Below are 19,412 nucleotides of genomic sequence, written 5' to 3' on the forward strand. Positions count from 1 at the left end.
CATGGGCGGCTCAGGGGTAATCGACAGCTTTCTTGGGACATTCACTCAATACATCGACAGCGGCTTCGGCCTGCTCAGCGGCGAGGTGACCTTCATCGCGACCACGCTGATCGTCATCGATGTCACACTCGCGGCGCTGTTCTGGAGCTGGGGCGCCGATGACGACATCATCGCACGTCTCGTCAAGAAGACGCTGTTCGTCGGTGTGTTCGCCTATCTGATCTCCAACTGGAACAACCTCGCCAAGATCGTCTTCGACAGCTTTTCCGGCCTCGGTATGAAGGCCTCGGGCACGGGCTTTACCGCGCAGGATCTCCTTCGCCCCGGCAAGGTCGCGCAGACTGGCCTCGACGCGGCCCGGCCATTACTCGAATCCATCTCTGACCTGATGGGCTGGATCGCGTTCTTCGAGAATTTCATCCAGATCGCCTGCCTGCTTTTCGCCTGGGCGCTCGTCATCCTCGCCTTCTTCATCCTGTCCGTGCAGCTCTTCGTGACGCTGATCGAGTTCAAATTATCCACCTTGGCCGGCTTTGTTCTGATCCCGTTCGGCTTGTTTGGAAAAACCGCCTTCATGGCCGAGCGCGTGCTCGGCAACGTGATCTCCAGCGGCATCAAGGTCCTCGTCCTCGCCGTCATCGTCGGCATTGGTTCGACGCTCTTCAGCCAGTTCACCCAAGGGTTCGGTGGCCAGACCCCAAGCATTGACGACGCAATGGCGGTCGTGCTCGCCGCGCTCTCGCTCGTTGGCCTCGGTATCTTTGGACCCGGTATCGCGTCCGGCCTCGTCAGCGGCGGTCCGCAGCTTGGCGCAGGCGCCGCGGTCGGCACGGGTCTCGCCGTGGGCGGCGCTGCGCTCGCCGCTGGCGGCGGTGCGATGCTCGCCGCAAAGGGAGGAGCAGCCCTCCTTTCCGGCGGGGCTGCGGTCGCCCGTGGCGGAGCAGCGGCCGCTGGGGCGGCATCGTCAGCCTATACGCTCGGTTCCATGGGGCAATCCGGTGCGTCGGGCGTGGCATCCGGCGTCGGCGGTGTCGCACGCGCGGCCGGTTCAGGCGCCACATCACCCTTGCGTCGCGCCGCCTCGCGCGCGTCCGAGAGCATGAAATCCAGTTTTTCCGACGGCGCCCGCGCCGGGCTCAGTGCCACCGGCGGCACGTCCACGATGGGCTCGGTCGGCGGCGAGGCAGAGCCTTCTCCCGTCGCGCCCGCGACGACAACCGACCAGCCCCCCGCATGGGCTCAGCGCATGAAGCGCGGCCGCCATGTCTCCCACGGCGTCAGTGCCGCCGCACACGCCGTTCGCTCGGGCGACGGTCATGGGTCCGGTGCCTCCGTCAATCTCTCTGAAAGTGACCGTTCATGAATCTCTTCAAAAGGCCAGCCGTTCACTACGGCAAGACACCGCAACCGGAAACGCCTTACCAGAAGGCCGCGCAAGTCTGGGACGAGCGAATCGGCTCGGCCCGCGTCCAGGCGAGGAACTGGCGCACCATGGCTTTCGGCTCGCTGATCCTGTCGGCCGGCTTCGCCGTCGCACTGGTCTATCAGTCGGCGCGAGGAACCGTCGTCCCATGGGTCGTTCAGGTCGACAATCTGGGGCAGGCGCAGGCGATCGCGCCCGCCACCGCCGATTTCCGGCCGACCGATCCACAAGTTGCCTGGCACCTCGCGCGCTTTATCGAACAGACGCGGAGCATTCCGGCCGACCCGATCATCGTCCGGCAGAACTGGCTTCGAGCATACGAATGGACGACGGATCGCGGCGCGGCGGCACTCAATGACTACGCCCGCGCCAACGACCCATTCACAAAGGTCGGCAAGCAGCAGATCGCCGTCGAGGTCTCCAGCGTCATACGCGCATCGCCCGACAGCTTCCGTGTCGCCTGGACAGAGCGGCATTTCGAGAACGGCCAGCTCTCCACGACCCAGCGATGGACAGCGATCCTGACCATCGTGATCCAGCCACCGCGCGACGCCGAGCGGATCAAGGTCAATCCGCTGGGGATCTACGTCAACGCCATCAACTGGTCGCGGGAGATGGGCCAATGAAGCCGGCTTTCCGCAACTGCGCCATTCCGGCTTTCCGTAAATCCGTGCTTCCGGCTCTGCTTCTTTCCGCCACTACGTTGGCCGGCTGTGCGACGCCACAGAAGCCGCCGGAGATCAGCTACGATCGCGATGTGCCGGCGTTGCCGGCCGTGCCCGTGGCTGTGACCGACGACCGGCCGCGCCCGATTCATATCCCTCCGGGCTGGACACCGGCGAAAGGCGGCACGGCCGCCACCACGCCGACGGCCCGCGTCGAGAACGCCAACGCCGCAGCGCGGGTGCAGCCGCGCCGGGAGGGCTATTTCAACGCCCTCCAGGTCTACCCATGGTCCGAAGGCGCGCTCTATCAGGTCTATGCCGCTCCCGGGCAGATCACGAACATCGCGCTGGAGCCCGGCGAGAGCCTGACCGGGGCCGGCCCGATCGCCGCCGGGGATACCGCACGCTGGATCATCGGCGACACCGAAAGCGGCGCCGGCACGACCCGGCGTGTCCACATCCTCGTGAAACCCAGTCGCGTGGACATATCGACGAACCTCGTGGTGACGACCGACCGCCGCGTCTACATGATCGAGCTGCGCTCAGGCGCCAAACCCTACATGCCTTCGGTGGCATGGTCATACCCGCAGCCACGAGGCGGACAGGGCCAGACCGTTCCGGCGACGCCGGTCATCCCAGCCGTCGCCTCCCGCAACTACCGCTACGGCCTGAGGGGTGGCAACCCGCCCTGGAGGCCCGTTTCCGTCTATGACGACGGACGTCGCGTTTACATCGAGTTCCCTCGCGGCATCGTCCAGGGCGAGATGCCGCCGATCTTCGTGATCGGACCGGAGGGGGAGGCCCAGATCGTTAACACCCGCGTCCACCGACACATTCTGATCGTTGATCGCCTGTTCGGCGCGGCCGAACTGCGCCTCGGAAGTGGCGATCGGCAGCAAACGGTAAGGATTGTCCGTACCGACGGGAGGCCCGCATCATGAGCGAGGAAAACAGCAATACGAGCGCTCCGATGCGCCTGCGAGCCGAACCGCCGCGCGTCACCCGACTGTCGCGCAAGGTGCTCGCGAGCGTCACGGCCGTCGCTCTGGTCGGGATAGGCGGCGCGCTGATTTACGCACTTCAGACCCGGAATGCCGGCCGCGACGCAGAGGAGCTTTACTCGACCGCCAACCGCCAGACCGCGGATGGTCTCGCCGGATTGCCGCGAGACTACACCGGCCCCGTTCTCGGCCCGCCCTTACCGGGCGATCTCGGACGACCTATTCTCGACGCGCAGACTCGCGGCCAGCCCGTCATACCTCCGACGATCACGACGCCGACTGTCGACGAAGCCGAACAACGCCGCATTGCGGAGGAAGAGGCCGCGCGCACGTCGCGCGTCTTCTTCCAGACCCAGCCGGGCACGATCCCGGCAGCGCCGGGAGGTTTAACCACACCGGGCACTCCCGGTGTCGATCTCGCCGCCTTGGCGGGTCAAGCAGGTCAGCAAACCGCCCAGGATCGACAGAACGCCTTCCTCAATGGGCCGGTCGACCGTCGCACAACCTCGTCGGATCGCGTAATGGCTCCCGCTTCGCCCTTTGTGCTCCAGGCCGGCGCGGTTATCCCGGCAGCTCTCATCACGGGCATAAGGTCTGATCTTCCCGGCCAAATCACCGCGCAGGTGACCGAAAACATCTACGACAGCCCGACCGGCCGCAGTCTCCTCGTCCCGCAGGGAACGAGGATCATCGGCCAGTACGATAACAATGTGCAGTTCGGCCAGAGACGGGTCCTGCTGGTCTGGAGCCGCCTGATCTTTCCGAACGGCCGATCTATGGTCCTCGAACGCCAGCCGGGCGCCGACACGCAGGGCTATGCCGGGCTTGAGGATGGCGTCGATTATCACTGGTGGGATCTCATGAAGGCGGCCGGGCTGTCCACGCTACTCGGCATCGGAACCGAACTTGCGACCGACGACGAGGACCGCCTGATCCGAGCCATCCGAGACGGGGCGCAGGACACCATCAATCAGGCCGGACAGCAGATCGTCCAGCGTCAGTTGCAGGTCGCACCGACACTGACCATCCGGCCCGGCTTCCCGGTCAGGGTCATCGTTACCCGCGATCTTGTGCTCGAACCCTACAGGAGTTGAACATGACAAAGCTCAAACTCGGTCCCCTGGCCGACGACAAGCCGGTGAAGGTGGCCATAGAGCTTCCTGCGCAGCTTCACCGCGACCTCACTGCCTATGCCGAGATCCTCTCTCGTGTGTCTGGCCAATCCGTCTCAGATCCAGCAAAGCTGATCGTTCCTATGCTGGAACGCTTCATCGCGACGGATCGCGCCTTCGCAAAGCTCCGGCGTCATATTACTTAGATCGGAAGGTATCCAACAATCGATAAGCATGGGACAAACGATCGTGACATTTTTCTGGCCATGCTGAGGAGGCGTCGTAGAGCTGGATTATCATTCCTCCTGGACCACACCGCGCTGAACGGAAGGATGTCGTCGAGGATTGGACGATAGGTGATACCGGGCATCTGAGCGGCAACCATCGCTTCGCTGACGATCGTCAATCCCTGCCCGATCGCCACAAGAGACAAGAGATTGTCTCGACCTACATATTGCGCCTGAATATCTGGATGATAGCCAAGAGTTGCCAACCGCCGTACCAGATGATCCCGTATCTCTGGGCCGGGAGCCGCATCGCTTACTACAAACGATTCGAATACCAAGTCAGGCCATTCCAAAATCTCTCGTCCTGAAAGGTTATGTCCCACCGGCAAGACTGCAAAAACGCGCTCCGACCAGAAATGAGTGGTCCCGCACTCAGGCCAATCCTGGGTGCCCGTAAGAAAAGCAACGTCCATATCGAACTTGCGGATAGCGGTAACGTGTTGGTTAGGGTGGCCTTCGACGAACTCTATTTTAACTTTGGCGTGGCTCTTGTCGTAGGCACTGAACAGTTCGGCCAGAAATCCCGATGCGATCGACGAGAATATTCCTATCCTCAGACGCCCATTCTCCACGCGCCCGATATTACCTAAATCCTCGATGCTCTGCTGAATGAATCGAAGCACTCTGCGTGCTTGAGGCAGAAATCGCTCTCCCGCGAACGTGAGGGTGACGCCAAAATTATGACGGTGAAATAGTGACGTCCCTATATGATCTTCCAGATCACGGACGCACCTGCTCATTGTTGATTCCTGTATTTTTAGCGCTTTACTCGCCTTTCGAAAACTTCCTTGCTCCGCTGACGCAATGAAGTAACGCAAATGACGAATTTCAATGATCCAAGATGCATGAGATTTTTTGATCTTATTGGCCATGTATCCTATATTCTATTTAATTGTAGTGGCGATGTGTTATTTGACGTTATTACGAGCGATTCGTGATATTATGGCATTCTAATGTAGTCGCCTGGGGCGTCTGCAAGCGGCGTAATGACCGTGCTGGCATTCAAGTGTCGCGCGGATGCGTCTCGCGCTTGAGACCTCTCGGCCATCCAATCCGCCCATTCCGGCCACCACGATCCTGGCTTGACGGGCGTTTTCTCCACCCAATCGTCGGGAGAGACATAGGTGTCGCCGCGCGCTCGCCTACTGATCTGATACTGGCGCCGCGTGCGGCCCGGCTCACTGACGATTCCTGCATTGTGACCTCCATTCGTCAGAGCGAAGGTGACCTCCGTCGGTGTAAGAAGATGCAGTTTGTAGACAGAGCGCCAAGGCGCAACGTGGTCGGTGATTGTGCCGACACAGAATATGGGGAGACTGATATCTCCAAGGGAAATCGGCCGCCCTCCGACCTGATAGCGACCGGATGCCAAGTCATTTTGAAGATAGAGCCGGCGCAGATACTGTGAGTGCATCATGGCGGGAAGGCGGGTTCCATCGGCGTTCCAAGCCATCAAGTCGTTCATCGGCCTGCGTTCACCTAGGAAATACTCATTGACGATACGCGACCAGAATAGGTCGTATGAGCGAAGCAACTGGAAGGCGGCTGTCATCTGCTCGGCGTGCAGGTAGCCCACCTCGGCCATCTGCGCTTCGAGAAGGGCGATCTGGCTTTCGTCGATAAGAAGACCGAGTTCGCCCGGTTCACTAAAGTCGGTCTGGGCCGCGAGCAGGCTTACGGAGGCCAGCCTGTCGTCAAGGTCGCGGGCCATGGCGGCTGCGGCGATGGAAAGGAGCGTTCCGCCGAGGCAATAGCCGGCCGCATGCACTCTCGCTCCGGCCGCAATTGTGTTGACGGTCGAGAGAGCGGCGTGGAAACCAAGGTCGAGATACTCGGCCATGCCCATGTCACGGTCTCCGGCATCCGGGTTCTTCCAGGAGATGCAGAAGACGGTGAATCCCTGATCGACAAGGTAGCGGATCAGGGAATTGCGGGGCGACAGATCAAGAATGTAGTACTTCATAATCCACGCTGGAACGATGAGGATAGGTTCCGGATGGACCATTTCCGTTGTCGGCTCGTACTGGATCAGCTCGATTAGCCGGTTCCTGAACACGACCTTGCCCGGCGTTGCGGCTACGTCCTTGCCGACGACAAAATTCTCCGTTCCTGCCGGGGGCTGATTGGCCATTCGCCGTGCGATGTCGTCGAATAGGTTGGACAAGCCGCGCGCCAGATTGGCTCCGTTCTCATCGAGGCTTTTCCTGATGACGACCGGATTGAGCGGCGCGAGATTGCTGGGAGAGAACATCTCCATCCATTGCTGCACACCGAAGGCGACGAGGCGCTGATGATGCGGGTCCACGCCCCAGACGTCGCGCGTGGCTTCCTCCCACCAGCGGCGCTGCATCTCGAACGACTGGCCGAACAGATTGAAGGGCCATTGGCCCCATGAGGGATCGGCAAAGCGTCGGTCTGACAATTGTGGCACGGCACCAGCACTCGGACCATCGTTGCCTTGGGAAAGACCTGCCGTGATGATCGTCTGGATTCGCTCCAGTTGATCGAGCGCCAATCGCGAGAGTTCGGCGCGCTTGCCCGGACTTGTCGCGAGATGGCTTGCCCAGTCCATCCACGCGAGCAAGGGCGATTCCGGCGAAATCGAAGACCATGCACGCGACCATGCTGCGTGCGCTTCTTCGTCCACTTCCCTGCTCGACTTTTCTTCTTTTTCCGATTCCATGCCAATCACTTCCACTGGCGCCGCGGCTATCAGCGGGGCCTTGTAACCATCTTGGTTCATGGCCAGAGTTAAGGCCGGCCCAGATATCAGGTCACGTTTTCCGGGGGCGTCCACGCTTCGAAGGGTATTTCGCCTCCGATGTGGCGGTGGTCGGCGCGCGCGTCATCGGGGCGGAAGGTGCGGCAGGTTCCGAACCCGTTGCCGACGCTGGTTCCGTTGCAACCGCCTTTGCCTGCCGGGCTTTCTCCGCGGCATACACAAACATTTGCGTCACGCGCTTAAGGGCCGCATCGCCCGCAATCGCGAGCGTTTCGCCACCAGCATATGCCAGTTCCGAAATAACCATCGAAACCCTGTCGATTTCGTCGGCGTCTGCCCCATCGAGCAGGGCAGGAAGCGCCTCGACCGCCGCATTGCCCTTATAGGCAAGCAACAGCGCCTGCTCGCGCACGAGAAACCGGAAGGATCCGGCATCGTAACCGGTAACCACATCCTTCTCCCGGAAGCGAGCAGCGTGGTGATAGTGGCGCTCGTCAATCCCGCCGCGCCTATCAAGCACGTAGAACAGGGCGCGTAGCGCTGCTTCTGGCAACCCGCCTTCATTGAGCCGAGCATCCAGGCGGGCAATCGTCCGACCGACCATCTCGTGGTGCTCCGGCGTGTCCCCCGGATGAGGGCGGGCCGGCTGATCATCGTCGAGCGTCTGACCGGCGAGAGCCTTGAGCCCAGGCGAGCCGTAAAGGACACCGAACCACATCGCGTAGATCTGGTCTCGGTGGTCGCGATATCGATCCAGAAAATGCTCGACCGCACGCGACACATCCTGTTCCATGACAAGAAACGGATTGTCGGACGGTGCCAACTGACGGTTCTGGCGAACCTCGGATGCGAGCTCGCTGACCGTGCTTGCCAATGGATGGTCACTCGACCACAGTTCGAACGATGCCCGTAGTGGATGAAGCGCCTGCATCCATCGGGCGGAATAGGATGTCGAAAACGCCCGTATCCAAGGTTGCAGCGTATTGCGGTACAAAGCGACGTTGATGTCGGAGACCCGTGCTGCCGCGGCGAAGCGGCGGTCCGATTCGGGATCCGGGCGGACGATATCGCGAACCTCCTCGACGCTGCTGCGCCTGATCGACATCAGGTAGGGATCCGCGAAGTTGCGAGCGCCTTCGGGTGTCGTGTCCACGCTCGCCCGAAAGATGCCAGCCGGAAAAAGGTCGATCTGATCAATCATGCTCGCGAACTTGCGGTGCTCCTTCTGGCCGACGCTACTCGATACGAAAATTCCGAGATGTCCGATGCTGTCATGCGTAGTGTAGAGGATGGTCTGGTCGTGGCTGAGCACCTCTTCGTCGCTTCGATAAAGGTCGGTGATCCAGCCTAGCGCCTGCGGTGGCGGGGTGATGTTGTCGCCATAGGAGCAGAAGACGACGATCGGCGAGCGGATGTTGCGAAGGTCGATGCGCAATCCGTCGGAGGTCATGAGCTGCGCGGTGGAGAGCTTGTTGCCAACAAACAGGTTGTCGACGATGTATTGCATCTCGACATCGTTCAGGAAGACGTAGCCGCCCCAGTATTTCTCGAAGTCGATATAGCGTTCTGCTTCAGTATCGGCCTTGGCGTAGACGTTATATTGCTTCGACCACAGAGTGTTGGCAGGATCAAGGTTTTCGAAGTTCTCTACGAGCCACGCCCCATCGAAACGACCGGCGCCGATATCGCTCGTCAGCGCGGTGAGCCAGCTCCCGCCGAGCAGGCCGCCGGCATAGCGCATCGGATTGTCGCCCGCCCAGTAGGACAACGGCGTGCCGGCCACGATCAACGGCCCGAACAGCTCCGGCCAGACCGCCGCCGCCATCAGCAATTGCCAGCCCGCCTGGCAATTTCCGATCACCGCCGGCTTGCCCTCGCTTCCGGGATGCAACCCGGCGACCCGCTCGACGAAGGCCGCGAAGGTGCGCATGACATCCTCGATGGTCTGACCGGGAACTGGATCGGGCAGGAAGCCCACGAAGTAGCACGGATGACCTGCCTTGATCGCGGCGCCGATCTCGCTGTCGGGCTTAAAACCGCCGATGCCGGGCCCATGTCCAGCGCGGGGGTCGATGACGACGAACGGGCGCCGCGTCTCGTCGGCCGCCTGGCCGGCGGGCGGTATGATCCGCACGAGCGCATAGTTTGTCGGTCGCGGCAGGTCCGCCCCCGACATGACGAATTCGAAGGGGAAGTTGAGGACGCCGGGACTGCCTTCGCGCAGCTTGTCGCGATACTGGTCGCCCACCTGTCTCTCAATATCCGCATACAGGATCGCGCGCTGCCATGCATCGATCCCATAGGCATAGGCCGCTTGCAGCAGCGCCAAAGGACCGCCATGCAAATTCGACCATTGCGTTTTTGAGGTTGTCGGCTCGGACATGGGTTCCCTCCGATGCATCGCCATTTGACAAGGACAGGACGAAGGCTCGCGCCTTAGCCTGACGGTTCAGTTCGCCTCCAGCGCCAGAGCCACGCCCTGTCCGCCCCCGATGCACAGCGTCGCCAGACCTTTCCGCGCGCCACGTCGCTGCATCTCATGAATGAGCGTCACAAGGATGCGCGCGCCCGAGGCGCCGATGGGATGCCCGAGCGCGATCGAGCCGCCGTTGACGTTGACCTTCGAAGTATCCCAGCCGAGCTCCTTGTTCACAGCCAGCGCCTGCGCCGCGAAAGCCTCGTTGGCCTCGATGAGATCGAGATCGTCGATGGTCCAGCCGGCCCGCTTGAGCGTGCGCTGCGTGGCGCTGACCGGGCCGATACCCATGATGGCGGGATCGACGCCGGCGCTGGAATATCCTCTGATCCAACCCAGCACGGGCAGCCCGAGGGTCTTCGCCTTGGCGGCGCTTGCGAGAACGAGCAGGGCGGCGCCATCGTTGATCGTCGAGGCATTACCGGCGGTGACCGTGCCGTCCTTCTTGAAGGCCGGCTTGAGTTTCGCAAGCCCTTCGGCTGTCGTGTCCGCGCGTGGCTGCTCATCGGTGTCGAATACCACCGGATCCCCTTTGCGCTGCGGAATTTTAATCGGGAAGATTTCATTCTTGAAGTGGCCAGTCGCGATCGCTTCGGTGGCCTTGCCCTGTGATGCGGCAGCGAAGGCATCCTGGTCTTCACGGGTAATCGAATAGCGTTCCGCGAGGTTCTCGGCCGTGATGCCCATATGATAGTCGTTAAAGGCGTCCCAGAGACCATCGCGGATCAGGCTGTCCTCGACCTGTGCGTGGCCGAGCCGAAGCCCCGTGCGTGCCTTGGGCAGCAAATAGGGAGCAAGCGACATGTTCTCTTGGCCGCCGGCCAGGACAAGATTAGCGTCTCCGGCGCGGATCGACTGAGCCGCGAGATGGACCGCCTTGAGGCCGGAACCGCAGACCTTGTTCAGGGTGAGCGCTGGCACGGCATGGGGGAGGCCAGCGCTGACGGTCGCCTGACGCGCAGGATTCTGCCCGCTTCCGGCCGAGACGACCTGTCCGAGAATGACCTCATCGATTTCTTCCGAGGCAATTCCGGTCTGCTCGAGAACGCTGCGGATCAGTGCGGCACCCAGATCCGAAGCCGGAAGGATGGAAAGGCTGCCCTGAAAGGCACCAATGGCCGTTCGTGTAGCTGCCAAAACGGCGACATCTTTGCTCATTTTCAACTCAACTCCTTGAAAGTCGGCGGTGTACACGGGACGACGCGAGACCTATGCCCCGTGGGTGCCGGCGCGGCGTCAGTACATGTGCTGACCGCCGTTCATTGAAAGATTGCTGCCGGTCATGTAGGCTGCCGTGTCACTGGCGACGAAGGCGACGAGCGCCGCGATTTCGTCGGGTTCACCGAGGCGCCCGACCGGGATGGCGCCGACGATCTTGGCGAGCACATCCTCGGGGACCGCTGTCACCATCTTGGTGGCGAGATAGCCGGGCGAGACCGTGTTGACGGTAATTCCCTTCCTGGCAACTTCCTGAGCCAACGCCTTGGTGAAGCCATGCATACCTGCCTTCGCGGCAGAGTAGTTAGTTTGCCCGAACTGGCCTTTGCTCCCGTTGATCGACGAGATATTGATGATCCGCCCCCAGCCGCGTTCGAGCATACCGTCGATGAGCGGCTTGGTAACATTGAACACGGAGTCGAGATTGACCCGCAGGACCGCGTCCCAGTTTTCCTTCTCGAGCTTGCGGAACGTGGCGTCGCGGGTGATGCCCGCGTTGTTGACGAGAATGTCGACCTGATGGCCGTCGGCGCTGATGCGCTCGGCCATGCGCAGGCATGACTTGAAATCGGCGACATTCACGTCGTAGGAAATGAAACTGTAGCCTTTGGCTTTCTCGGCGGAGAGCCATTCGCGTGCGGAATCCTCGGCGCGTGCATGGGTCACGAGCACCTTGTGGCCTGCGTCGTGTAGAGCCCGGGCGATTGCCTCGCCCAGGCCTCCCATGCCGCCGGTCACCAAAGCAGTCCTTGGTTCAGTCGACATCGTTCACGCGCCACCGGATTTGTCAGAAGTCTTCACGCCCGGAACAGGCCAGAGGTTGGCCCACTGCTTGAAGATGTCCCGCATCGGTTGCGCCGAACCCACGCCGCCCACAGTCTCGCTGACAGCTTTTTGCCAGGTTTCGATCGCCTCCTGGAGGCCACTGGTGAACGCCGCCTGATTGCTGATCGCGACTTGGGTAAGCTCCTGCGTATCTCCGACACGCTGCTGCAACTGCCGCCAGAACGATTCGCCTGGCAGTGTCGCGAGGCTTTGCCAGTTCTCGGCTTTGCGAAGGCCTTCGATCTCGGCCTTGACCTCGGCGATGCCTTCGGCGCTTGCCTGGCAAGCAACATCGACCCACCGCTTGCCGCCCTCCTGGAGGAGGCGGTTGATCTGAATCTGCAATTCAAGGTTGGCTTTGTGCAGGTTAAGGGGCACAACGTCGACACTCATAGCAATCTTCCTTCGTTTTGGATTTGCCCGGGGGCGGGATTTTAGACCATCGCTTCAATGGCCCGGCGGAGTCGCTTGCATCGCGCATCGGCGCAGCCGAGAAAAGAACGCTGCGGCAAGGCATATGAGACGAGTTGTCGCGTGATCTTTCGGTTGGACCTGAATTTGGTTCCTGGCAAACCTGCTTCTCGCGGAGATTGTGACAGAGATCAGCGGTTAGCGTGTACCAGTCCGGATCAGGGGATGCCCACAAGCTCCTCCAAACGGTCCAGAAACAGACCTAAGTCTACAGCGCCGGCGGTCTCGAACCGGCAACAGAAGTTCTATGTTTGTTTTAGACTATAAGATTTGTATTATTCGCCGTATTGCGGGTATTGCTCTAAAATTCATCGCTTTGACGCTCATGTATGACTCCAGAATCTAGGGTATTTCTAGAATATACTTTCGATAAACTAGAGATAGTTCTTTAACATCAACCGTTGACGACTCAATCATCAGCTGATGACAGTAGGCGAACCATATGTAAATCTTGTTCGGCTTGTCAATAGCGTTAAAAACAATGACCGCTTGCGCATCGGGTGCCGTCGACCCGGGATCGCGGCGGACCAACGAACATTTCCGCGGAGTTGACCGCGTAATCCATCGACCCGTTACGTTTGACGCTAGCTACGACCTTCTACGAGCTTGATCGCGGCAAGGTGGTTTTGTGCGTGCCTGTTGTGCTTGGTTGCGATCGTCCAAAACTTTTGATGCGATTGGAAAAGCGCTCGACGAGATCTCGCTGGCGGTAGCGCGTTGCGGAGAGGCATAGGTGACCTTGCTGTTTGCCTTGAGGGGAAGAGGAAATCAGCAGGGGACATTCAGATCGTCAGAATTGTGGAAACTGAAGACGTCCGTCGGCTTAAAGCACCGTAGTTTCAGCGGCCGTGCAGCGGTTTATCGCGTGTTATCGATGCTCTGCGGCAATGGGTCTCCGGTTATGTCTCAGACTGGCGGGGACCTCTGTTCATCAGCGCCGCTGCCGCGATGATTTCCAGCCTCTTTCTGGCGACTGGGAGGGTTGCACTCAGGGAATGAAACCTGACGGGCGTTCGGTGCGAAGGAAGGACCGACTAACCGCCCCCAAATATCCGATGCTGTTGATTTCGACTCCGGAGCGCGAGGCCAATATCAGGCGACATGCCCACAGCTCAGCTATCGTCATCAGCCGTTGACCGTCGAGTATTAGAGCTATACCGTGCGGTCGGTCGTTCACTTGCGGATTGTATCGCCAGTGATGTTTGCGCAGATCGTTTCCAGTTCTCGCGCTTAGCAATGTGGATGTAACAAGGAACATTATGTCGCTTGACAACAGAAACTTATCGCTAATTGATCGCTACTGGCGTGCGGCCAATTATTTATCCGTTGGCCAGATTTATCTGATGGACAATCCGTTGCTCCGCGAACCGCTGAAACCGGAGCATGTCAAGCCGCGCCTCCTTGGACATTGGGGGACGACTCCCGGGCTCAACTTCATCTATGCGCACTTGAATCGGATCATAACAGAGCGCGACGCGGACATCCTTTATGTCTGCGGGCCTGGGCACGGCGGCCCTGGCATGGTTGCGAACACCTGGCTGGAAGGCGTCTATTCCGAAACCTATCCCGAGATCGGTGATGACGAATCGGGAATGAGACGGCTGTTCAAGCAGTTCTCGTTCCCGGGCGGCGTTCCAAGCCACGTTGCGCCAGAGACGCCAGGCTCGATCCATGAAGGCGGAGAGCTGGGCTATGCCCTTGTTCATGCCTATGGAGCTGCGCTCGACAATCCCGATCTGATTGTAGCCTGTGTGGTGGGCGACGGCGAGGCGGAAACTGGCCCGCTCGCGACCGCATGGCATTCCAACAAGTTCGTTAATCCAGCCCGCGACGGCGCGGTTCTGCCGATCCTGCATCTCAACGGCTACAAGATCGCCAACCCAACCGTTCTTGCGCGGCTTTCCGACGACGAGTTGAAGCATCTTTTCATCGGCTACGGCTATGAGCCGTTCTTTGTCGAGGGTAGCGAGCCCGCTGAAATGCATCAGCAGATGGCCGGAGTGCTCGATACCGTCTTTGACCGGCTCGCAGCAATCCGAGGGAACGCGTCCTCAGCATCGATGCGCCCGCAGTGGCCTATGATCATTCTGCGCAGCCCCAAGGGCTGGACAGGACCTAAGGTCGTGGACGGCAAGATGGTGGAGAACCACTGGCGCTCTCATCAGGTGCCGGTCGCGAATTGCCGCGAGGACGAAGGACACCGTGCTATCCTCGAGGGGTGGCTGCGGAGCTACGGCCCGGAGGACTTGTTCGATGAAAGGGGCGCACTGAAGGCAGAGCTCAAGGCCCTGGCACCGAAGGGTCCGCGGCGCATGGGCGCCAATCCGCATGCCAACGGCGGCCTTCTGCGCAAGGAACTGCGTACACCCAACTTCCGCAGCTATGCCGTGGAGGTCGGCCGGCCCGGCGCGACGGAAGCGCAGGCGACGAAAGTTCTCGGCGACTATCTGCGCGACGTCCTACGGCTCAACGATGACGAGCGGAACTTCCGTGTGTTCGGGCCGGACGAGACGGCTTCCAACCGGCTCGGCAGCGTGTTCGAGGCGACGGACCGGGTCTGGATGGCCGAAACACTCGAAACTGACGATCATCTGTCGCCCGACGGGCGCGTTATGGAAGTGCTGTCCGAGCATTTGTGCCAGGGATGGCTTGAAGGCTACCTGCTCACTGGCCGTCACGGGTTCTTCTCTTGCTACGAGGCGTTCATCCACATTGTGGACTCCATGTTCAACCAGCACGCCAAATGGCTGAAGGTTTCGCGGGAATTGGAATGGCGCAAGCCGATCTCCTCGCTGAACTACCTTCTGACTTCTCATGTCTGGCGGCAGGATCATAACGGGTTCAGTCATCAGGATCCCGGCTTCATCGATCTCGTCGCAAACAAAAGCGCCGACATCGTCCGCGTCTATCTGCCCCCGGATGCGAATACCCTGTTGTGGGTCGGCGATCATTGCCTCAAGACGTGGGATCGGGTGAATGTCATTGTCGCCGGCAAACAGCCCGCGCCTCAATGGTTGACCATGGCGGAGGCCGAGCAGCACTGCGAGGCGGGCCTTGGCATCTGGGACTGGGCTGGAACCGAGGACGGATTAGAGCCAGACATCGTGATGGCCTGCGCCGGCGACGTGCCGACCATGGAAACGCTCGCCGCTGTCGACCTCTTGCGGCAGGCTCTGCCACATCTGCGAATCCGAGTCGTGAACGTCGTGGACCTGATGGCGCTGCAATCGCCGCAACACCACCCGCATGGTATTTCTAACGAGAAGTTCGACAGCATCTTCACACGCGACCGACCGGTGGTCTTTGCGTATCACGGTTATCCCTACCTGATCCATCGCCTTGTCTACAAACGCGCCAACCATCCAAATTTCCATGTGCGCGGCTTTATCGAAGAGGGGACCACCACGACGCCCTTTGACATGGCCGTTTTGAACGAACTGGACCGCTTTCATCTGGCGATCGAGGCAATCGATCGGCTCCCTGTCCTGAAGGACAAAGGTGCGAAGATTGCCGCAGAGTTCCGCGATAAACTCGCGCTTCACAAGGCCTACGTCTACGAACATGGTGAGGATATGCCAGAAATTCAAAACTGGAAGTGGCCTGACTCTCAGCCCTGATGGCACCCATCTGTCGTAACGATGGTTCTGCCAGTTAAGATGGCTTTTTAACTTCTCCTGGGCGGGTCTGGTTGCGCTTGGTCCACTGCCACCGCCCAGGCTGTTTTGACGCGGACGCAGACCATACACAGGTCGCAGGACAGGATTGTGGAATGAAGGGCGAAGAAAGCCGTCGTGAATTGGTGTCAGCGACGCCGGACGACTATTCGCTACGCGCCACGGAGGAAGTCGTAAATCATTTCGCCAGCGACTCTCAGCGCGGTCTGACTTCCACGGAAGCGGCAAAGCGACTTTTAGAATATGGCGGGAACGAACTGCGGGCAGTAGCGCCGATCCCCCTTTGGCGGCGCTTGCTCTCGCAATTTCAGGATCCGCTCGTCCATCTGTTGCTTGGCGCGATTGTCATTGCCCTGATTGCTTGGGTTATCGATGGCCGAGAAGGATGGCCCATCGATGCGATCGTTATCCTTATGGTGGTCCTGGCGAATGCCACCATTGGCTTCGTGCAGGAAGCCAGAGCCGCCGACGCCGTTGCCGCGCTCGCGCGGATGACCGCCGCCAGTTCCTCGGTTTTGAGAGACGGCGAACGAACGCGCATTCCAAGCGGAGAACTCGTGCCTGGCGACATCCTTCTGCTCGAGGAGGGCGACGCAGTTGGCGCCGACGGAAGGTTGATTAGCACCGCAAACCTTCGCGTACAGGAAGCTTCGCTGACTGGGGAAAGCGAAGCCGTTCTCAAGGATGCGGCCGTTCTACAGAGCCCTTCGCCTCTGGCGGAGCGGTTCGGCATGGTCTTCAGAGGCACCGCGGTGGTCCAGGGAACCGGCCGTGCTGTCGTCACCGGAACGGGAATGCGGACGGAAATCGGTGCCATTGCGCATATGCTCGATGCCAGCAAGGAAGACGCGACCCCCCTGCAGAAAGAGGTTGAGCGTGTAGGTCGCGCGCTTGGGACTGCCGTTGTCGCCATCGCTGTCATCGTGGTGGCAACAGTGCTGCTGTTATCCGACATCGATGGTCCGTCAGATGTTATTTCGGTGTTACTGATGGGTGTGTCGCTGGCCGTCGCGGCCGTCCCGGAGGGCCTCCCCGCCATTCTGTCTCTGGTTCTGGCGATCGGCGTCCAGCGCATGGCAAAGCGCAACGCCGTGGTCAAGACGTTGTCATCGGTCGAGACGCTCGGCTCGGCCTCGGTCATCTGCTCGGACAAGACCGGAACGCTGACACGGTCCGAGATGACCATCGAGCGCATTATGACGGCATCCGGCAACAGCCGTTTCACCGGCGTAGGATATGTGCCGATTGGCAAGCTGGAGGTCGAGAGCGGTGAAGGCGGCCCCCAGGGTCCCGCACGCGCTGAGCAGATCGTCGTTCTCAGCGGTGGCAGCATGGCCGGCAATGCCGCGCTGCGTCAGACGGAGAACGGAGTGTGGGAAATTCAGGGCGACCCGACCGAAGCCGCTTTCCTGGTTGGCGAGCGAAAGCTCGGGATCGACGACCGCCGTAAGCAACGCTTCGAACGCGTTGCCGAGATTCCATTCACCTCGGATCGCAAGATGATGTCGACCATAGAGCTCGACCATGAGCATGGCGGCCAGCGGATCGTGGTGACCAAAGGAGCGCCCGATGTTTTGATGACGCATTGCACGTCTATACGCGTCGGCATGGATGTCGTCCCGTTCGATGCCGGGCAGCGGGCGCGGGCCATTGCCGATGTCGAACGGCTGTCCGACGAAGCCCTGCGCACCTTGGCGGTCGCCTATCGCCCGCTCATGGACGTCGATGAGTTGGAAGAGGGCGAGGGGCTCGAACGTGACCTGATCTTCGCGGGCACTGTCGGGATCATCGACCCGCCGCGGAAAGAAGCAGCGGTCGCCATTTCGGAAGCCCGGCGAGCCGGAATACGCGTGATCATGATCACCGGCGACCATCCGCGCACCGCATCGCGCATTGCCGCCCAGCTGGGGATCGTCGATGACGGCGCGCGGGCGCTGACGGGTGCCGAACTCGATGCTATGGACGAGACCACATTTGCGGCCGCGATCCGTACGGTTTCGGTCTATGCCCGCGTGGCGCCGGTGCACAAGCTGCGTATCGTCGATGCTCTACAGGCTGATGGCAATGTAGTTGCAATGACGGGCGATGGTGTTAACGACGCGCCAGCCTTGAAGGCGGCCGATATCGGCATCGCCATGGGGATCAACGGGACCGAAGTTACCAAGGAGGCGGCCAGGATGATCCTGGCCGACGACAATTTTGCCACGATCGTCGACGCTGTGAGGGAAGGCCGCGCGATCTTCGAAAATATACGCAAGTTCCTACGGTACCTGCTGTCTTCCAACATAGGCGAGGTATTGACCGTCTTTCTCGGCGTCATCGGCGCGGGCGTTATTGGATTAGACGGCGCCGGCAGCGGGGAACTCGTGCTGCCGTTGCTGGCAACGCAGATTCTCTGGATCAATCTGATCACCGACTCCGGCCCTGCTCTTGCCATGGGCATCGATCCGCAAACTGACGACGCGATGGCGCGACCGCCACGCAAGTCCGACGAACATGCGATCGACGCGCGGATGTGGAGGAGTGTCGCCGAGATCGGCCTCGTAATGGCCCTGGCAACGCTTCTAACCATGGATATCCATCTGCCCGGGGGGCTGATCGAAGGTACGCAAAGCTTGGAGCAGGCGCGCACTGCGGGTTTCACGGCGCTTGTTTTCGCCCAGCTGTTCAACTGCTTCAATGCACGATCCGAAACAAGGAGCGCGTTCAGCCATCTGTTCACGAACAAATGGCTTTGGGCGGCGGTGGGCTTCTCGGTTATCCTTCAGATCACCGTCGTCAACTTGAGCATTTTGAACACTGCTTTCGGAACTCTGCCGCTGTCTCTGGACCAGTGGTTGCTCTGTATTGCGATGAGCAGCAGCGTCCTGTGGTTCAGCGAAATTCGCAAGTGGATCGGCCGGCGTTACAACGAGTCTCCGCCGAATGTCGTTGCCGCGTAAAGAACAGGCGGGGCGTTACGCGTGTCATGTTTTCAGTTCTGAGCATGCCTGGGAACAATCATGATATCGCATTGAACTTCATGGGGATTGTGACCTGCCACGCTGTCGACAAACAAGTTCATGATCTGATGCCTTCCTTCCGTGCCGGCGATCACCAGATCAATGTCGTTGTCATCGACATAGGCGGCCAGCTGCTGTACAGGATCGCCTTCCAACGTGACGATCTGAATCTCGCGAGCTCCACCGTGTTGTGTGAAGTCATCCGATAAGCTTCGGACTTGCTTGACGGCCTCCTTCGAGATCTGCCGGCTGTAGGCCTCCTTGTCATCGACCCAGTTTTTGTACGTCGGCTCTATCGCATGGAAAAGCACGAGGCTTTCGGGTCGAAAAAACCTTACAGCGGTCGCGAGCACGCCCGATGCCGCGGGCGACAGGTCGATCGCGACAACAATCCGGTCGCGCGTGTCGCCCGGTTTCTTTTTCACCACGAGCACGGGCAGCCGTAAGCATCCGGCGAAGGCCGCAGGTCAGGCCGCCTGAGCACTCAGCGTCTTGGGTGTCCAGTTCCACGGCAGCAATTGCTGCAGCCTGCTGAT

14 protein-coding genes are annotated in these 19,412 nt (G+C 60.4%); 7 read left to right on the top strand and 7 right to left on the bottom strand.

Translation table 11 applies throughout. The features are described from left to right. Position 1 precedes the first annotated feature (1 nt). From trbL to CRO48_RS26955, 5 genes are read left to right on the top strand one after another with little or no spacing between them, the layout of a single operon-like run. The gene (trbL, locus tag CRO48_RS26935; protein WP_035224613.1) at positions 2–1,363 is read left to right on the top strand and encodes a P-type conjugative transfer protein TrbL; all 1,362 of its coding nucleotides are present in this window, start codon (positions 2–4) and stop codon (positions 1,361–1,363) included. Then, the gene (gene trbF / locus CRO48_RS26940; RefSeq protein ID WP_035224616.1) at positions 1,360–2,049 is read left to right on the top strand and encodes a conjugal transfer protein TrbF; all 690 of its coding nucleotides are present in this window, start codon (positions 1,360–1,362) and stop codon (positions 2,047–2,049) included. Before trbL ends, trbF begins: the two co-directional genes overlap by 4 nt. Further along, entirely contained in the window at positions 2,046–3,029 is a 984-nt protein-coding gene (trbG, locus tag CRO48_RS26945; RefSeq protein ID WP_051796310.1) for a P-type conjugative transfer protein TrbG, read from the top strand. Before trbF ends, trbG begins: the two co-directional genes overlap by 4 nt. Continuing rightward, on the top strand, positions 3,026–4,183 hold the full coding sequence (locus CRO48_RS26950) for a TrbI/VirB10 family protein (protein ID WP_035224618.1): 1,158 nt from the start codon (positions 3,026–3,028) through the stop codon (positions 4,181–4,183). The genes trbG and CRO48_RS26950 overlap by 4 nt, the downstream gene beginning before the upstream one ends. Positions 4,184–4,185: 2 nt before the next feature. Then, on the top strand, positions 4,186–4,407 hold the full coding sequence (locus tag CRO48_RS26955; protein WP_035224620.1) for a DUF2274 domain-containing protein: 222 nt from the start codon (positions 4,186–4,188) through the stop codon (positions 4,405–4,407). On the opposite strand, the gene CRO48_RS26960 is transcribed toward CRO48_RS26955, so the two are convergent. From CRO48_RS26960 to CRO48_RS26985, 6 genes are all read right to left on the bottom strand, one after another. Next, a complete protein-coding gene (locus CRO48_RS26960) occupies positions 4,404–5,360 on the bottom strand; it encodes a LysR family transcriptional regulator (protein ID WP_097142805.1) in 957 nt (318 codons plus the stop codon). The two genes, CRO48_RS26955 and CRO48_RS26960, sit on opposite strands and share 4 nt — an antisense overlap. Before the next feature lie 68 nt (positions 5,361–5,428). Further along, a complete protein-coding gene (locus CRO48_RS26965) occupies positions 5,429–7,171 on the bottom strand; it encodes a PHA/PHB synthase family protein (RefSeq protein WP_035224716.1) in 1,743 nt (580 codons plus the stop codon). Positions 7,172–7,262: 91 nt separating this feature from the next. Beyond that, on the bottom strand, positions 7,263–9,593 hold the full coding sequence (locus tag CRO48_RS26970) for a DUF3141 domain-containing protein (RefSeq protein ID WP_080723203.1): 2,331 nt from the start codon (positions 9,591–9,593) through the stop codon (positions 7,263–7,265). 66 nt (positions 9,594–9,659) lie between these two features. Then, positions 9,660–10,844, bottom strand: coding sequence for an acetyl-CoA C-acetyltransferase (locus CRO48_RS26975; RefSeq protein ID WP_035224622.1), 1,185 nt, complete (start codon positions 10,842–10,844; stop codon positions 9,660–9,662). A 78-nt stretch (positions 10,845–10,922) separates the two neighbouring features. Then, positions 10,923–11,669 carry an acetoacetyl-CoA reductase gene (gene phbB, locus CRO48_RS26980; RefSeq protein WP_035224625.1) on the bottom strand — a complete coding sequence of 249 codons (747 nt, stop codon included), beginning with the start codon at positions 11,667–11,669 and terminating at the stop codon, positions 10,923–10,925. Between the two features lie 3 nt (positions 11,670–11,672). After that, positions 11,673–12,122, bottom strand: a complete 450-nt coding sequence (locus CRO48_RS26985; protein ID WP_097142806.1) for a phasin family protein — start codon at positions 12,120–12,122, stop codon at positions 11,673–11,675. Positions 12,123–13,459: 1,337 nt separating this feature from the next. Between CRO48_RS26985 and CRO48_RS26990 the strand changes: the two genes are divergently transcribed. Together CRO48_RS26990 and CRO48_RS26995 are read left to right on the top strand one after the other, a co-directional pair. Further along, on the top strand, positions 13,460–15,817 hold the full coding sequence (locus CRO48_RS26990) for a phosphoketolase family protein (protein ID WP_035224630.1): 2,358 nt from the start codon (positions 13,460–13,462) through the stop codon (positions 15,815–15,817). A 152-nt stretch (positions 15,818–15,969) separates the two neighbouring features. Continuing rightward, positions 15,970–18,816, top strand: a complete 2,847-nt coding sequence (locus CRO48_RS26995; protein ID WP_035224632.1) for a cation-translocating P-type ATPase — start codon at positions 15,970–15,972, stop codon at positions 18,814–18,816. A 32-nt stretch (positions 18,817–18,848) separates the two neighbouring features. On the opposite strand, the gene CRO48_RS27000 is transcribed toward CRO48_RS26995, so the two are convergent. Then, the gene (locus CRO48_RS27000; RefSeq protein ID WP_210202029.1) at positions 18,849–19,310 is read right to left on the bottom strand and encodes a universal stress protein; all 462 of its coding nucleotides are present in this window, start codon (positions 19,308–19,310) and stop codon (positions 18,849–18,851) included. Between the last annotated feature and the right edge of the window lie 102 nt (positions 19,311–19,412).

The organism is Rhizobium subbaraonis (assembly GCF_900220975.1).
Lineage (GTDB): Bacteria > Pseudomonadota > Alphaproteobacteria > Rhizobiales > Rhizobiaceae > Mycoplana > Mycoplana subbaraonis.

Coding starts and splice junctions, on each gene's coding strand:
- CRO48_RS26995 (WP_035224632.1), top strand. CDS start 15,970: ATGAAGGGCGAAGAAAGCCGTCGTGAATTGGTGTCAGCGACGCCGGAC.
- CRO48_RS26990 (WP_035224630.1), top strand. CDS start 13,460: ATGTCGCTTGACAACAGAAACTTATCGCTAATTGATCGCTACTGGCGT.
- trbF (WP_035224616.1), top strand. CDS start 1,360: ATGAATCTCTTCAAAAGGCCAGCCGTTCACTACGGCAAGACACCGCAA.
- CRO48_RS26965 (WP_035224716.1), bottom strand. CDS start 7,171: ATGGAATCGGAAAAAGAAGAAAAGTCGAGCAGGGAAGTGGACGAAGAA.
- trbL (WP_035224613.1), top strand. CDS start 2: ATGGGCGGCTCAGGGGTAATCGACAGCTTTCTTGGGACATTCACTCAA.
- trbG (WP_051796310.1), top strand. CDS start 2,046: ATGAAGCCGGCTTTCCGCAACTGCGCCATTCCGGCTTTCCGTAAATCC.
- CRO48_RS26975 (WP_035224622.1), bottom strand. CDS start 10,844: ATGAGCAAAGATGTCGCCGTTTTGGCAGCTACACGAACGGCCATTGGT.
- CRO48_RS26950 (WP_035224618.1), top strand. CDS start 3,026: ATGAGCGAGGAAAACAGCAATACGAGCGCTCCGATGCGCCTGCGAGCC.
- CRO48_RS26960 (WP_097142805.1), bottom strand. CDS start 5,360: ATGGCCAATAAGATCAAAAAATCTCATGCATCTTGGATCATTGAAATT.
- phbB (WP_035224625.1), bottom strand. CDS start 11,669: ATGTCGACTGAACCAAGGACTGCTTTGGTGACCGGCGGCATGGGAGGC.
- CRO48_RS26970 (WP_080723203.1), bottom strand. CDS start 9,593: ATGTCCGAGCCGACAACCTCAAAAACGCAATGGTCGAATTTGCATGGC.
- CRO48_RS26985 (WP_097142806.1), bottom strand. CDS start 12,122: ATGAGTGTCGACGTTGTGCCCCTTAACCTGCACAAAGCCAACCTTGAA.
- CRO48_RS26955 (WP_035224620.1), top strand. CDS start 4,186: ATGACAAAGCTCAAACTCGGTCCCCTGGCCGACGACAAGCCGGTGAAG.